Origin of the sequence: Bradyrhizobium sp. AUGA SZCCT0160, from assembly GCF_018130105.1 — a bacterium.
Classification (GTDB): Bacteria; Pseudomonadota; Alphaproteobacteria; order Rhizobiales; family Xanthobacteraceae; genus Bradyrhizobium.
Window position 1 is genome coordinate 15,600 of sequence record NZ_JAFCMD010000033.1, and the last position, 12,468, is coordinate 28,067.

Consider the following 12,468-nt stretch of genomic DNA (forward strand, 5'->3'; position numbering starts at 1 on the left):
TGCGAAGCGCAGAGACGTTTGTTGTTTCTCTCACCGCGCGATCAGCTACCTGCGCTCATCGGCTTTCCCTCGCCGCTCCCGGGTCATAGCCAGTTCGCGATTGTATTGGTCGTTATTTTTAGATCAATTGCTCCTTTGACGAGATGCTTGGCAGACTGAGATTCCATAAAAAGGTGCGAAGCGACCAGCAAAACAGCCGCAAATGCCACGACCAAACCAGCGGTTGCTAATTCCGCACCTTCATTCATGTCGCCACCTCTTTCTACTTGCGCAACGCCTCATAAAAGGCGGAGTTCCATAACAACGGGAAAAACTGGCAATATCTTTTGCCCAGCCAAGTTGCGCAAGCATTTGTAGAGCATTGATGCGCCCTACCGATGAGGATCCGTGAACGATGCCAAGCACCGGTCTTATAGTCGGCATCACTATAGCGATCATCGTGTGCGGCGTCACAGCCGTTGCAATGATGCTTCGCTTGCCTGTTTGACGAAATCCGTGTGATCGCGAGGTTGGCGGGTTGCCAAGTACTGGAGAAAAGGCCCAAACCCCCGTCCGGGGGCTAGCGCGACGGGGGCGTGTCAGAGAAAAATCTCCGACCAAGCGCTCACGGGCGGCGGTATGGCGAGCGCCAAACGAAAACCTAACAGCGGAGTTCACTGTCGGAAAGGAAATTCCGGAAAGTTGGTATTTGTACCGGGAACAAGTGGCAATCGGACCGAGATACAATACCCGACTAATGGGATTTAGACATCGCAACTCAAACGGTCTCAGCGCTCGTCCCCCTTAGGCGCTGGGACCTTTTTTTCGTCCTCAAGCTGCCAACTGAGATACTCGGAACTAGTTCGAAAGTTCAGTCTAGTTGCGATAATCGTGCCGTGAGCTGACCCCGGGTGGCAACCGCCGTTACCGGCGGTTGGGGCGGCCCCGGTGCAGTGAAGACTGGCAGCTATCCACGGCTCAAGGGGGCACCAAACTCAGGTGCGCATAAGCTGTTATTCGAGAAACTATCCGATCCCTTGATCAAGTGGCAATTGCCCGCGTGGTGCTAACCAGCCGGGAGCATGTCAACGCGCTTGAGGCCCGCGACAAAGGCTTGATGGGCATGCTCCTGCGCTATCCCTATGAGGTCCGCGATGCGTCGGACTACTTCGACGATAATCGAGCGCGATGTCCACCGCGTCATCAAGAGCCGGCTCTGGATGAGCAAGGGCCAGTTGTATTTCATGCTGCTCACTCGAAACATTTTTTCGAGTCAGGAACATCCCGATTTAGGAACCAACGTTAGTGGTTGGGATTATTATGCGGGCCCTGTCTCCTCAGTCGGTGGCCTGTGCACGGTCCGCCGTTAACGGGATCGGACTGGCCGTGCACCAACTGGAGTTTCGCATCATGTCCGAGCCCACCGAACAAGAAGTGGTGGAGCGTGCCTATCAGATTTGGGACAAGCCTGAAGGCCGCGAAGCCGAGTTCTCGCAGGCGGCGTTCCGAGAGCTGCGCAACGAGGACAAGTCAAATCCCCTGCGGACGCCTCACACTCTTTGATGAACAAGAACTGCCCCATCTGCCTCGGCCTGGGCTGGGTCTGCGAGAACCACCCGGCCCTTTCATGGGACAAGGGTTTGGGCTGCGAGTGCGGCGCCGGCATACCGTGCGAATGCAACAGGGCGGGCGACCCTGGAGTTGACGAGCCGGACGTGAGCGGCCTCCTCATTCAGGAAAAATACTATACCAAGCACTAGCGCTGTGGACGGCGCCCTCGCCGACCCACCGGGCGATCATGATGGCGGCGGCCAGCCAAGGATGGGGCTATCTGTTTCATGCAGCCTGAGCGTCGGGCGCGCGCGATGGTTGCTTCCGAATAGGAGCCTGCGGCGGGCTCTCTCGTTATCGGCCATGGAAAAGCAGTATCCCAAAGAGAACACGCCCCCTACCCCGGTTTCGCCGGTGCAGGATCCGAAGCAGCAGTCCGACCGGGGAACGCACAAGCCAGACGGACGAGCCGTGGAAGGGCAATCCCGAGAAGGAGCAACTCGATCCCGACCGGCCGGATATCGACCTGGAGAAGTGGCAGGAGTCCAACACCCACTAGCAGGCATCGCCATGTATCAGTCCAAGAGTACCTAAAGCGCGCCGAGAACTGGGCAGAGCTTGCTGAGCCAATCGCAAGGCACCCCCGCCGAGAGACGCTATAAGCGCATCGAAGCTGCGTGGCGCGCGCTGGAGCAGGAGCAGAAGGGGCCGCCCCCGACGCGTTTAAGGCACCTCCACTCACTGGCATGACGCTTGTTAGCCAACCTGGCTAGTCGAGCGTTCGGCGAGTAACTTCAAAAGCTAATGAGCGTAGCAAGAGCCGCCTGACACGGGTGGCTCTTTGCGTTCAGCTAATCTTTCTTGAATCACTTCACCCGGCTGGAGATAATGTTTTTCGTCCACCGTCAAGCATCATGCCTATACGCGCCAACATAAGTCCGGCGTGTCGCTACGGGTTAGGAATGCGACCGCCTTCTTTCGAAGAAAGGCTTGGGATTACGAAGCCTGCCAACTAGGTAAATCATGTTCAAAAGTGTACATAGCCGCCCAATGGACCAGCACCGGCAGTGCACATGCGGCGCTATCTACCGGCGGACCGAGGCGATGGCGCCCCGGCGCGAAGTGGACTGCTTCCAGTGCTCAGTGCGCGGCCAGACCATGGAGACATGGAATACGGCGTGGGTCCCCTCGTACCGCCTCCTAGTCGGGCCTATCCGCAATCCCATCGACGACTAAGCCAACTCATTCCGCCGACGGGCTTGGCGGGATGGCGGCCCTTCCCTTCACGGTGCCACGCGAAACGGCGTGCCGATCACCCGGGCCTGCCTGCGAACGGCGTCTATGGTGCGGCGGAACATAACTGCGGCTCGGGCCATCGAGACGCCCATTGCGACGAGTTCCCTCAGCTTCGCGTTGTCTTCATCGGTCCAAGCGTTGCGATTCATGATTGTCGGCGCTGCTCGGGAGCGTCTACATCCGGCGCCGCGTGCCCGTTTACCAGAGCTTTCTTTGACCGCTCAAGTATCTCGGCCTTCAGCTCATCGGCCATGCCGCGGAGCTGCTTGGCTATCCGGCTGAACGTTTCCCGCTTGTCCTTGTCGGTCGCGAGGCGGGCGATTAACTCGCAATCTTCAGCGTTGACGAGAAGCTTCTCCAGCTCGGCTTTCAAATCTTTCATGGGATTCCTAAGGTGCCCTGCCCGCTCAGGATAAGCGGAAATGAGGCAGTCCGGGGAAGAACTATTTCGCTAACTGGTAGGAACTTTTGGAAAGCCTGCGCGTATGATCAACTTGCTAATCTTTAGGCATCACATGCAGCAGCTCACCAAGGTAATCCAGCGGATTTTGAGGCTCGCGAAGACCAACAGCGAGCCGTCATCGACCTCGCGCGCCGGGGAGCAGCGGGACCAATCCAGCATGGCCGACTTCGTCCGGATCTTGCAGGACCAGGACGGAAAGAAGGCCGGCTGACCTCGGCGAAGACGCCGAACGATCGGCGCAAATACTTCCGACGTTCTCATACCATTCGCATGTCCTGCATCCGAACGAGCGATCGTCGCGGCCTCCGTCCGGGGCGGTCTCAACCTCGATGGGCGCGGTCTTCTCGATCTCCGTATCGACGACCCCGATCCTTGTCGCCGGCAAGGGCTCGAAGGTATCGAAGATGGAAACTATCAATTCGCTGCTTCTCGGCGACCCCTTGGACTTTCTGTCCGTGCGAATCGCCACGAGATGATTGTGACCCCGCGGCCTGACGCTCAAAGTTATGGCCGTGCTGGCACCGTCACTGTGGCTTGAAGGCCAGCATCCCCAAGCGCTCCAAGGATGCGCTTCGCAATTATTTTGGCCTCCTCAGACTCCACCTTAAGCTCGGGATGGTCGCCAAAGCTATCGAGTAACGCCGTTGCGATGATCGCACTTATTTGATGCTCATCAGTCATAACTGCTCCCAGTCCCAATTGGCCTAAGTTAGCGACGCGAAAAACCTCAGAGCAAGGTAGGCGACGACCGCTGTAACGAACGTTATGCCAATCGCGACGGCAACGCCCCCAATTCATAAGTCTGCTTCCATGCCCTTGCGAACTGGCGCGGCCGCGACTTCGCCCCCCCACTGGATTTACCAATCGCTCAGGTGCTCCTCATGCATTTCTCGCTTTGAGCGCGCCCAGCGAGGGATCGGGGAAGATGAGACTTCGCCATCCACTGCGATCAAACGGGGTCCAGCCTCCCTCTGGCTGTGCCAATCTGTCGGCGACCGCATAGACGGCTGCTGGATTCACGGCCAGCCCGCAATGGCTTCCTTGCACCTCAATGCTTTCTGCCTGAGCGGAGGTTTCCTCTACACAACCCTGCCACGCGCAAATTCCGTCCGTGCGGCTATAAATCGCCGTTGTAGGAACTGGTGGCGCAACCGCAACATCCTGCGCGTCGTCAATCGATTGGCCGCTGGCGAACTCATAAACTCGCCACGCATTTGTGGACTTGGGACTGGCGCCGAAGGGACTTCCCAGCGAAATCACCGAACGAACGCGATCCGGCAATATCTTTGCCAGTTCCCGCGCATAAATCCCGCCAAGGCTCCAACCGACTATGCTGATTTTTCCACCGTGCAGGTCGCTAAGTTCACGCACCAAATTGAGCATGCGATCATGGACGCCTTCGCGAAGACCACGATTTAGGCCTAGCCCCCAGCCACTAACCCTGTAGCCACGGCCCTCCAAAAATTTGCGCAGCGGTAATGTGGAGTCGTCACCGGCCATGAGGCCGGGTAGCACCAACACCGGATGTCCGTCCCCCTTTGGGACCAAGTTTAAAATCGGAAGCGCACCCAGAAAAGCTCCGAATCCGCTGAGAGCGCGCCGCCCTTCAAGCATCATAAGAATCTTAGATGGCGGACGAAACGACTGAGTTGCAGCTGGCATTTTGTTCCTTGTTGCGTTGCACAAGGAGAACCTGCTGACCCATCCGTTGTTCCAAGTAGGCTTTCACAAAACGGCAGGCACTGATAGGAACGGAACGCATCCTCAAATGTTGCATTGCATCATAGAGGACTTACATATGTCGAAGATCGAAAAACTCGTACGCCAGAACACACAGCGCCATCGTCCCCGCCATCTATTCCTTTTTCGTTCAGTTGGGGCTCAGGATTGGAAAGCCCTAGGAGCCCCCACTGCTAAGAATTAGGTCCTCCAGCGAGAATTCGCCAAGACGCGGCTGATTGCGAATGCGATAGCTTCGGGGAAACTCCTCGTTGACTTGTCGTGGTCGACGATGATGGAAACGAGCTCTGTAGAGTGCCATCGCCGCAGCGCCCTGAATTTGGTCAATTCAGTCGGCACGGAACTCCAGCGTGGCAAGCATTACCTCGCCGCTCGTCTCTGACCCAAATCGTGATCTGCGATACCGTCTGACCAGACTGCATCAAATCCCGTCCTAAGTTGCAAAGTGCCAAGCCGGCTTCCACTCGAGCGGCATCGAGGTCGGGAAAGCGCTCGCCTTCCTCATCAACAGAACGCGGCGCGTCCCCTATTTGGATGTCAAAAAAATACAGGCCCATGCCAAGCCAAACCACGAATCACTACTTCGTTCCGATCAGCGGCGCGCGCAAACGGCCCCGGCGCGGAGAACGCCACGCTGCACCAAAGGCCGCCAGGGTTTTCTCCTGGTCGGGGGCTGAGGAATCTATCGGGAGCGCAGATTCGATTCTTGGGGCGCTTAGGAGTTCCAAAGAACGGCCCCAGCGTGCGCGGTGGGCGAACACTGGGGCCGACATTTCCTCGAATGAAGCGCGGGGGGGACGTTGCATCCATTCGGTCGTGCATAACTAAGCGATCCGGTCAGGGATTGTTCCGCTCCATTTTACGGCCCCTCCCCATCATGTTGATTGCGTTCCGTCCCGGGCGCATCTTTCTGGAAATGAACCCCGCCCCCAGCCAGCCAGCTTGGGCGGGGTTTTTCATGGGCGGCTCATTTCGACATTCCTACGGAAGATAACGTCTCGGTGAACGAAACCGATTGCCTTCCCCCACGCAGTCGTCCGGAAACGAAGCCGGAGCAGTCTCTCCTCGTCACTGACAACAGGGGATTCAAAATGATTGCTCTCACAGTCACCGCCATTTTAGCCATCTGTGCCGGAACATTGATCGCGCTGGCATCGAGCGAATTCGGCCCCGAACTTGTTCTCGCCGTTGTCAGCCTCGTATAAGGGCTCCGTTTTCGCGGGCAAAGAAAAACCCGCCGGTAACTGCCCCCGGCGGGTTTCCTTACGCATCACTCTCGCGGGGGCTTTGGGGTCCGTTCCGCGATTGGTTCGAATTTAGCGGCTGGCGGTTAATATTTAGTCGAGAGCCCGCCGGCGTGAACCGGCCGGGCTTATTTGATAGTTCGCCTGGTTAGGCGTCGGCGATCTCAGTATCGATCTCCAAGCTACCTAGCACCGCACGGGCGCGGTCCGGGAGCGCCCCTTCATCGAAAAATGGACCTTCGCAACCCCCTGCCGGTTTGCAGCGCTCCTGCACCGCACGGTCGTAAAGTACGAGATGCTTCGCAAAATCCGGCTCACCATAAAGATTCCGGCTCACCGTTTGGAGCTCCTGGACCAAGAAGCTTTGGTATCTGGCGAGCAGGCCCTCGCGCGTGAGTTTGCCGTCACGTTGAAATGCTCCAACATGCTTCTTGGGAGTGATCGGCCCAGTCGCTCTGTTCAGGTCCGTTGAAAGTTTGACGATATCGTGCACGTCCAAAACCTCCTCGATCGACACAGGCACGGTCCCGCCATTTTCAAGAGAATCGACTTCGGCCACGACGGCCCTAAGCTGGGCAGCTACTTGACCGGGCGTGGCCGGGCGAGCGGAGAGAACGGCCCCCAAAATCCTGTTCTTGACTGCGCAGTAGGCGGATAGCTCTTCGTAGTCATCTATCGGTCGGCCAAGGACGTCGATAGCCTCGCGGTGCCAAAACAATGAATTTCGATCCCCTGATCTTCGAGGACGAATCCCTCCGGTAGCTTTCCAAAGATCTCCGGCGGGTACTCCGGGAAAGAGCCATAATCGAACGGCCAGCTACGCAATTCGGCCATACTGGGGACGCGACCTTCCGGCTCTACCGCGGACGTGGCGACTTCGACGGCATCCCGAACGCGCGATGGTGCCGCTAGCGAGGACGATGGCAGCGCAACGGCCGACGCGATCGCGCCGGCGCCTGTAACAAGCAGATTCATCAGGAGCCTCCTGCTCAAGGTTGGTGACCCAGTCCCGTCGGAAGAACCCAGAGACCTGGGCTCCGGTTCGTCCCGCCCGGAGGTGGGCTGAGATGCGCCAGGATGGCTGGTGGGAATCAGTGGACGTGAAGACAATTGAACGGCGCCGGGGGCGCTAGTCGTCTTCTCCAGAATTGCGGACGTGTTTGTGGGTGGCGTGCTATGCACGCTTTCAGCCTGGATGGTCACCTGCATTGGTCTCCGGGTTAGAGCCCGGGCGGAAGTTCGTACCTTCCCCTCGGCTTGTTTTTGCGATATCTTGAATTCATGGCAAAGTCAATTCGCGATATCGCAAAAAGGCCCGGGCGCCCCAAAACGACGGGTCCCGGGACTGGCATTCTGGTCAAGATGCACGACCCCCAGCTTGACGCGATTGACGCTTGGAGTGCGAAGCAGAAAGATCCAGGCCTTACTCGTCCCGAAGCCATCCGCCGGCTGGTCGATTTGGGGTTGAAGTCAAAAGGGAAATAGCTGCAGAGGAGGTGTCCGATGCGTAAAGCCCGCGATTTTGACGCTGTTGAATATCTGCTGATCGCTGGCCTTTCAGTCGTTTGGGGCGGCGCGGCATGTCTGGCTGTCTTAACGATGTGGGGCTGAAGGCGTAGAAATGAGCGATGCCGAACTATATCGGCGCAACGCTGACGACTGCCGCCAGCGCTCCCTGCAAGCCCGCTTGCCAGGGGATAAGCCGAACTGGCTCAAGATCGCCGAAGAGTGGCAGAAGCTAGCTGAAGAGGTAGATGCAGCCAGCGCATACAAGGGACGAAAAATGAATACGGCTTCGCCGGTTCCCGCCCGCGTGGCTTACGCAACTAGCGCTGCTGCTTTGTCTAAATCGTTGCCTGGCGCGGAATGGGCTGAAGATACAACGTTCAACGCGGGCGAGGATATTCTTGCGGATCCAACTCTGAAAGACGTTTACAAAGAGGCAATTTTAAAAGGCTGCGCTATGGCGAAGGGGAAGTGAGCACGGCGGGCAACGACGACAAAAGCCCGCTGATCGATCTTATTAGCTGCATCGTATGCAATCAAACAATGAGGCTCGAAAAAAGCTCCCCCGACGTGAGGGAATTGACATCATTCAATATCGCTGTGACCTGTGTAACAGAATTGAGCAGGCGATTATTGCGCCGAAGTCGAGATCCGACGGACTGAAGGCGAAGGCTATATGAAAATCGACAGCACAACGAGGGCACAATGATTTCACTTTTGATCGGGATTTTGATTATCGTGGTGGTCGGCGCGATCTGCTTTTGGGCGATTGAAAAGTTCGCACCCGACGCCAAGCTTGCGAATCTACTCAAGTTGCTCGTTGTACTCGTTTGTCTCGGCGCGATTGTGCAGCGATTGATGGTGCTGACCTATTAGCCAATGCCCGCAGCACCCTAGAGCTGGGGGCTTAAGGCGAAGCCCAAACCCTGATTCCGTTGCGTGAGTAAGGCCGTCTCAGTTGGGGGCATCAACCCAAATGACCAGGGCCAGTCTACCGGCGGTGACCCTAGTAACTCAGGGCCAAAACAACTGCTGCGGCGAGCGGGATGGCGCTCGTGGCGCTTAGAACCATGATTAGAAACTCGCGCTTGGTTTCTCTATCCATGTGAACCTCCGGTACACAATATGAACCAAAGCCGGAGCAATCCGTTCCTATTCCTCGACGAACGGGTGATACGACGCGCTGTGGGTCGATCGCGTTCCGACCCACCACGTATTGATAGTTTGCCGGAGCCGGCCACCCGCGCTTCAATAGCCCATGTCCACCCTCACCCGCCGCCCTCACCCCGGCCGCTCCGACGCTTGACACGTCTATTATGGTGACGTGCAGGTCGGAACCATCGCTGTCCAGTCGGGCTTGCCGGTGCACGCCAAGCAATGGCGATGGGACGTCGGCTTCTACCCGGCATCTCACCGCGGGCATAACCGCTCCGGCTATGCGGCGAGCTTCGATGAGGCGCGGGCGGGCTTCGATGTCGCCCGGAAAGACTACCTCCCGAAATGCACGGAAGCCGATTTCAACGAGTATCGCCGCCAGCGCGCCTGGACTGCCTGGAAGTATCGCACGCATGAGGGTGGCCTAGCTCTGCCGACGCAATCGACCAGCGGATGGGCACGCTGTTTGTGTGGCTCCTCGATCGATGTAGCGAGCGCCGCGGCACACGTTAATGAGGCGCATCCTGAGCCCGCCTGAATTAGGGAGTGGAAAACTTGAATCGGATCGGCCGTCGCACGATCATTGCCATGGTAGTCATCTGCGGATTCGCGGCGCTATGGGGGCATGCTGAGATGAAGTTTTCGACTGAACGACCTTATGCGGATCCAGAGAAGGCCACGCGCAAGCTCCTAGAGATCGCTAATGCGACGGACGCCATCCAGGACGGCCGCATTCACATCGAAAAGATCAACGCGCCAATGCTGTACAAGGAAGGTGCCAGCCCGACCGAATACAAGGCCGGCCTTGATCTGGGGTGGCTGTTGCTGCACGAGAGCGGCACCTTCGTGAAGTTCACCCCGGCCGGGGCCGAACTGTTCGCCTGAGACCGCGAAAAGCCGCCCCTTCAGTTATAGCACGCCCACAAAGGCGATCAAGATTGCCGCTCCCACCGCTAGGATTATCACATCAACTGTTATGCGTCGCTTGGCAGATTCGGTCATGGCTGAACCCTCCATCCACGGGAAACCGCGTTGTCTGACCTATCGCGACCGAGCACTGTGCGTCAGCTCACATACAGATCGAGAAAGTTCACCCAGTGACTGACGGTGGTTGGCAACGCAAGTTCGATGAACCGATCGAGACGCCAGACGGCAACCAGCTTCACACGCTGCGCGAGGCGATCGTCTATCTCGCCGAAACCGTCCCGAAATCAGAACGCGATATGCCCGCGGTGACGACTGCCGCTGAGATGCTGACCAACGCCGCGGAGCGCGGCGCTGCCTGGATTTTTTTGGCGCGTATGGCGACGCTGAAGGCAATCCACCGCCACGAGGTGCGGCAGTTCAATCCCAACGCCAAAGAGCATCATTGGGGAAGGCGCAGGCTGAAACGAGACAAATGAAAAGCGAATAACTCCCATGGCTACCTCCGCGGGCGCCGTGCTAGATTGCTCGCCATGAACCGTGACCCTCTAAGGCTCGATGCCATTTACCACTCCCATCCGGTGCCTCGCAACCAAGCGAGCCTGTCGCTGATGGGGTTCGTTTTCGACAAAGTCTACTTTCCAGGCGCATCGCTACCCGCTGAAGGCTTCGACCAGAAGGCCGTCGATAGGGAAATCGAGCGGCTAAAAGAATGGGAGAAGGATTACGACACGGCGCAATTGATCGGAATTCTGAGGTTTCTAAGACACGTCCCCGATCTGAAAGGCTTCTGCGAATTCGAGCAGGACGGCTCGAAAATTTTCGGAGACAAGCGATATCCCCAGCAGACCATAGCAGCAATCCATGACGGCATCTGCGGCCACCCCCTCCAGGATTCACTCCAAGTATTGATGCCGCTCACAGCAAAGGATTGCCCGGGAGCGACGTCAGCATCGCTTATCGCGGAACTTTCCATCAGTTCGCTAACGCCATTTTCGAGTCTTCCCGTACCGGAATTCCTTTAGTGAACGATGCGCCTGATCTGCCTGTTTTCTCTGATACCGCTTCGCCCATCAATGACGCTGAAGCGTTGGTCGGCATGTTGTCGATTTTATCAATCAGGCTACTCCTACCGGAAATTCCCGTGTTAACGCCGCAGGATCTCATGGAGTTTCGGGCCGAGAGCGCGGCTGAGCTTAGATCGTTTCGAGGTTCAATGCTGGGTTACGCCAAAGACTTGAACAGCGGCCTCATGCAGCAACGCGACGCCGGAAACATCCAAAAACACGCCGAGTTTTTTGTGAGAACAGAGATCGCGCCCGCCTCGACGAACTTCGGGTGGTGATGGAAAAGCGCAACTCCGGTTGGTTTAGGCGGTCAGCTATGAAGATCGTTCCAGGCGTCGCCGCCGGGTATATGACAGGCGGTCTTTGGTCGGCCGTGGCCGCTTTAATTACAGGAGGGGCTACCCACATCCCAACAGAGATGAAGTCCGGAACCAGTGCAGCAAAGCAAGCCAAGGCCAACGGGTTGTATTACCTGCTCAAAGTCGAACGGTCGGGATAACGAGGTGTGGGGGCGCAGCCCAAAGTGCTAGCGCCCGTCGACCAACGAATGAAATTACCCGCCCCATGGGGAGGAGCATAAACCGTTGCGCGGAGGCGCGACCAGCCTCGCGCCGGCAGGATCAAAAAGTGCTCATACCCACGTTGAGGTACCACCATTGCGGCGAACACAGCGGACCGAACATACAGACTCTTCCGATAAGCTCCTTGCGACTGCCCACTGGAAGGGGAAATAAATGGATCTGCTGTCGTCGATCAAGTTGCCGTACTGGCTAATGATCGCGGGGGCTCTTTTAGTGGCGATAGGATTCCTTGGTCTTGCATTTACCCGGAACAAGCAAGCCGCGATTAATCCTGATTGAGAAGTGAAGGCGAAGAAATGAGTCCCCTTGTTTGCTGCGAGCGGAAAAAGTGGAGAATTGCGGTTTGCGGGCTTGTAGCGGGACTACTCGCACTGAGCGTGTCGGTCGCCGCCGCCGCCGAGATAAAGCCCCTTAATCTCAACGACGATCATGTAGAAATTTCCATCTCCGGCAATATTGCGCCGGGTGATGCTGACTTATTGAGAACGCGCATCAAGGCGGCTACTGATGCGGGTAAACTGGTGACCTCGGTGCGATTGAACTCGGAGGGAGGTAACTTACTAGAAGGTGTCCGGTTGGCAGACGTGGTCAGGTCTGCAAAAGTGTCCACGAACGTAGGGCAAAACGCAACCTGCGCATCGGCTTGCTTTCTCATCTTCGCGGCAGGGGAAACAAAGTATGCATATGTTCGCGCCCGCATTGGAGTGCATGCCGCGTCAGAGAATGGTACCGAGTCTCGCAAAACAACTATGGCGATGGCCCATATTGCAGAAGAATTGACTGTCCCCTCGTCGATCATTCGCCGCATGGTAAACACGCCGCCCGGCGATGTGACCTGGCTTAGCCTTAATGATCTTCGATTGATGGGAGCGGATATCAATCACTACAAGGAACGGTGAAACCGCCACTTCTGCGCCCCGGCCCTTGCGTGCCCGCTCTGGTTGCGAAAGGATGTCCCGCTT

At 57.3% G+C, this 12,468-nt stretch carries 19 protein-coding genes and 1 pseudogene; 14 read left to right on the forward strand and 6 right to left on the reverse strand.

Features of this window, described 5'->3' with window-relative positions; genetic code table 11:
* Positions 1 to 83: 83 nt before the first annotated feature.
* Positions 84 to 248 (reverse strand): hypothetical protein, encoded by a 165-nt coding sequence (locus JQ558_RS34075; RefSeq protein ID WP_212215035.1) that lies wholly within the window; start codon positions 246 to 248, stop codon positions 84 to 86.
* 740 nt (positions 249 to 988) lie between these two features.
* Between JQ558_RS34075 and JQ558_RS37650 the strand changes: the two are divergent.
* Both JQ558_RS37650 and JQ558_RS34080 read left to right on the forward strand, forming a co-directional pair.
* A pseudogene (locus JQ558_RS37650) lies at positions 989 to 1,156 on the forward strand (Ku protein); the annotation flags it as partial.
* A gap of 233 nt (positions 1,157 to 1,389) precedes the next feature.
* Positions 1,390 to 1,542, forward strand: a complete 153-nt coding sequence (locus JQ558_RS34080) for a hypothetical protein (protein WP_212215036.1) — start codon at positions 1,390 to 1,392, stop codon at positions 1,540 to 1,542.
* Positions 1,543 to 2,971: 1,429 nt separating this feature from the next.
* Here JQ558_RS34080 and JQ558_RS34085 read toward each other — a convergent pair.
* Positions 2,972 to 3,208 carry a hypothetical protein gene (locus tag JQ558_RS34085; protein ID WP_212215037.1) on the reverse strand — a complete coding sequence of 79 codons (237 nt, stop codon included), beginning with the start codon at positions 3,206 to 3,208 and terminating at the stop codon, positions 2,972 to 2,974.
* Positions 3,209 to 3,341: 133 nt separating this feature from the next.
* On the opposite strand from JQ558_RS34085, the gene JQ558_RS34090 reads away from it, so the two are divergent.
* Positions 3,342 to 3,500, forward strand: coding sequence for a hypothetical protein (locus JQ558_RS34090; protein WP_212215038.1), 159 nt, complete (start codon positions 3,342 to 3,344; stop codon positions 3,498 to 3,500).
* A 668-nt stretch (positions 3,501 to 4,168) separates the two neighbouring features.
* Here JQ558_RS34090 and JQ558_RS34095 read toward each other — a convergent pair.
* Together JQ558_RS34095 and JQ558_RS38445 are read right to left on the reverse strand one after the other, a co-directional pair.
* Entirely contained in the window at positions 4,169 to 4,951 is a 783-nt protein-coding gene (locus tag JQ558_RS34095) for a triacylglycerol lipase (RefSeq protein WP_212215039.1), read from the reverse strand.
* Positions 4,952 to 5,352: 401 nt separating this feature from the next.
* Positions 5,353 to 5,586, reverse strand: a complete 234-nt coding sequence (locus JQ558_RS38445; RefSeq protein ID WP_409363450.1) for a DUF6894 family protein — start codon at positions 5,584 to 5,586, stop codon at positions 5,353 to 5,355.
* Positions 5,587 to 6,030: 444 nt separating this feature from the next.
* Here JQ558_RS38445 and JQ558_RS34100 point away from each other — a divergent pair, with 444 nt between their 5' ends.
* Positions 6,031 to 6,234, forward strand: coding sequence for a hypothetical protein (locus tag JQ558_RS34100; protein WP_212296457.1), 204 nt, complete (start codon positions 6,031 to 6,033; stop codon positions 6,232 to 6,234).
* A 187-nt stretch (positions 6,235 to 6,421) separates the two neighbouring features.
* Here the strand turns inward: JQ558_RS34100 and JQ558_RS34105 are convergent, their stop codons facing one another.
* Together JQ558_RS34105 and JQ558_RS34110 are read right to left on the reverse strand one after the other, a co-directional pair.
* Positions 6,422 to 6,832: a hypothetical protein gene (locus JQ558_RS34105; RefSeq protein WP_212215041.1), complete on the reverse strand. Its 411-nt coding sequence runs from the start codon at positions 6,830 to 6,832 to the stop codon at positions 6,422 to 6,424.
* 113 nt (positions 6,833 to 6,945) lie between these two features.
* Positions 6,946 to 7,248, reverse strand: a complete 303-nt coding sequence (locus tag JQ558_RS34110) for a hypothetical protein (protein ID WP_212215042.1) — start codon at positions 7,246 to 7,248, stop codon at positions 6,946 to 6,948.
* A gap of 646 nt (positions 7,249 to 7,894) precedes the next feature.
* Here JQ558_RS34110 and JQ558_RS34115 point away from each other — a divergent pair.
* The 10 genes from JQ558_RS34115 (at position 7,895) to JQ558_RS34160 (ending at position 12,405) form a co-directional block, all read left to right on the forward strand.
* Positions 7,895 to 8,254, forward strand: a complete 360-nt coding sequence (locus JQ558_RS34115) for a hypothetical protein (RefSeq protein WP_212215043.1) — start codon at positions 7,895 to 7,897, stop codon at positions 8,252 to 8,254.
* Between the two features lie 230 nt (positions 8,255 to 8,484).
* Positions 8,485 to 8,655, forward strand: a complete 171-nt coding sequence (locus JQ558_RS34120) for a hypothetical protein (RefSeq protein WP_209841672.1) — start codon at positions 8,485 to 8,487, stop codon at positions 8,653 to 8,655.
* Positions 8,656 to 9,103: 448 nt separating this feature from the next.
* Complete coding sequence (locus JQ558_RS34125) at positions 9,104 to 9,472, forward strand: hypothetical protein (RefSeq protein ID WP_212215045.1); 369 nt, start codon at positions 9,104 to 9,106, stop codon at positions 9,470 to 9,472.
* A gap of 17 nt (positions 9,473 to 9,489) precedes the next feature.
* Positions 9,490 to 9,819 carry a hypothetical protein gene (locus JQ558_RS34130; RefSeq protein ID WP_312014772.1) on the forward strand — a complete coding sequence of 110 codons (330 nt, stop codon included), beginning with the start codon at positions 9,490 to 9,492 and terminating at the stop codon, positions 9,817 to 9,819.
* Between the two features lie 212 nt (positions 9,820 to 10,031).
* Positions 10,032 to 10,337 carry a hypothetical protein gene (locus JQ558_RS34135; RefSeq protein WP_212214979.1) on the forward strand — a complete coding sequence of 102 codons (306 nt, stop codon included), beginning with the start codon at positions 10,032 to 10,034 and terminating at the stop codon, positions 10,335 to 10,337.
* 54 nt (positions 10,338 to 10,391) lie between these two features.
* A complete protein-coding gene (locus JQ558_RS34140; RefSeq protein WP_212214982.1) occupies positions 10,392 to 10,883 on the forward strand; it encodes a hypothetical protein in 492 nt (163 codons plus the stop codon).
* Positions 10,883 to 11,203 (forward strand): hypothetical protein, encoded by a 321-nt coding sequence (locus JQ558_RS34145; protein WP_212214984.1) that lies wholly within the window; start codon positions 10,883 to 10,885, stop codon positions 11,201 to 11,203. Before JQ558_RS34140 ends, JQ558_RS34145 begins: the two co-directional genes overlap by 1 nt.
* 38 nt (positions 11,204 to 11,241) lie before the next feature.
* Positions 11,242 to 11,424, forward strand: coding sequence for a hypothetical protein (locus JQ558_RS34150; protein WP_212214986.1), 183 nt, complete (start codon positions 11,242 to 11,244; stop codon positions 11,422 to 11,424).
* A gap of 235 nt (positions 11,425 to 11,659) precedes the next feature.
* Positions 11,660 to 11,785 carry an LPXTG cell wall anchor domain-containing protein gene (locus JQ558_RS34155; protein WP_212214987.1) on the forward strand — a complete coding sequence of 42 codons (126 nt, stop codon included), beginning with the start codon at positions 11,660 to 11,662 and terminating at the stop codon, positions 11,783 to 11,785.
* A 17-nt stretch (positions 11,786 to 11,802) separates the two neighbouring features.
* The gene (locus tag JQ558_RS34160) at positions 11,803 to 12,405 is read left to right on the forward strand and encodes an ATP-dependent Clp protease proteolytic subunit (RefSeq protein WP_212214989.1); all 603 of its coding nucleotides are present in this window, start codon (positions 11,803 to 11,805) and stop codon (positions 12,403 to 12,405) included.
* Positions 12,406 to 12,468: the final 63 nt, after the last annotated feature.

Bases quoted from the DNA above. Each gene is read 5' to 3' on its own strand.
- JQ558_RS34075 (WP_212215035.1), bottom strand. From the start codon at position 248: ATGAATGAAGGTGCGGAATTAGCAACCGCTGGTTTGGTCGTGGCATTT.
- JQ558_RS34080 (WP_212215036.1), top strand. From the start codon at position 1,390: ATGTCCGAGCCCACCGAACAAGAAGTGGTGGAGCGTGCCTATCAGATT.
- JQ558_RS34085 (WP_212215037.1), bottom strand. From the start codon at position 3,208: ATGAAAGATTTGAAAGCCGAGCTGGAGAAGCTTCTCGTCAACGCTGAA.
- JQ558_RS34090 (WP_212215038.1), top strand. From the start codon at position 3,342: ATGCAGCAGCTCACCAAGGTAATCCAGCGGATTTTGAGGCTCGCGAAG.
- JQ558_RS34095 (WP_212215039.1), bottom strand. From the start codon at position 4,951: ATGCCAGCTGCAACTCAGTCGTTTCGTCCGCCATCTAAGATTCTTATG.
- JQ558_RS38445 (WP_409363450.1), bottom strand. From the start codon at position 5,586: ATGGGCCTGTATTTTTTTGACATCCAAATAGGGGACGCGCCGCGTTCT.
- JQ558_RS34110 (WP_212215042.1), bottom strand. From the start codon at position 7,248: ATGAATCTGCTTGTTACAGGCGCCGGCGCGATCGCGTCGGCCGTTGCG.
- JQ558_RS34115 (WP_212215043.1), top strand. From the start codon at position 7,895: ATGAGCGATGCCGAACTATATCGGCGCAACGCTGACGACTGCCGCCAG.
- JQ558_RS34120 (WP_209841672.1), top strand. From the start codon at position 8,485: ATGATTTCACTTTTGATCGGGATTTTGATTATCGTGGTGGTCGGCGCG.
- JQ558_RS34140 (WP_212214982.1), top strand. From the start codon at position 10,392: ATGAACCGTGACCCTCTAAGGCTCGATGCCATTTACCACTCCCATCCG.
- JQ558_RS34150 (WP_212214986.1), top strand. From the start codon at position 11,242: ATGAAGATCGTTCCAGGCGTCGCCGCCGGGTATATGACAGGCGGTCTT.
- JQ558_RS34155 (WP_212214987.1), top strand. From the start codon at position 11,660: ATGGATCTGCTGTCGTCGATCAAGTTGCCGTACTGGCTAATGATCGCG.
- JQ558_RS34160 (WP_212214989.1), top strand. From the start codon at position 11,803: ATGAGTCCCCTTGTTTGCTGCGAGCGGAAAAAGTGGAGAATTGCGGTT.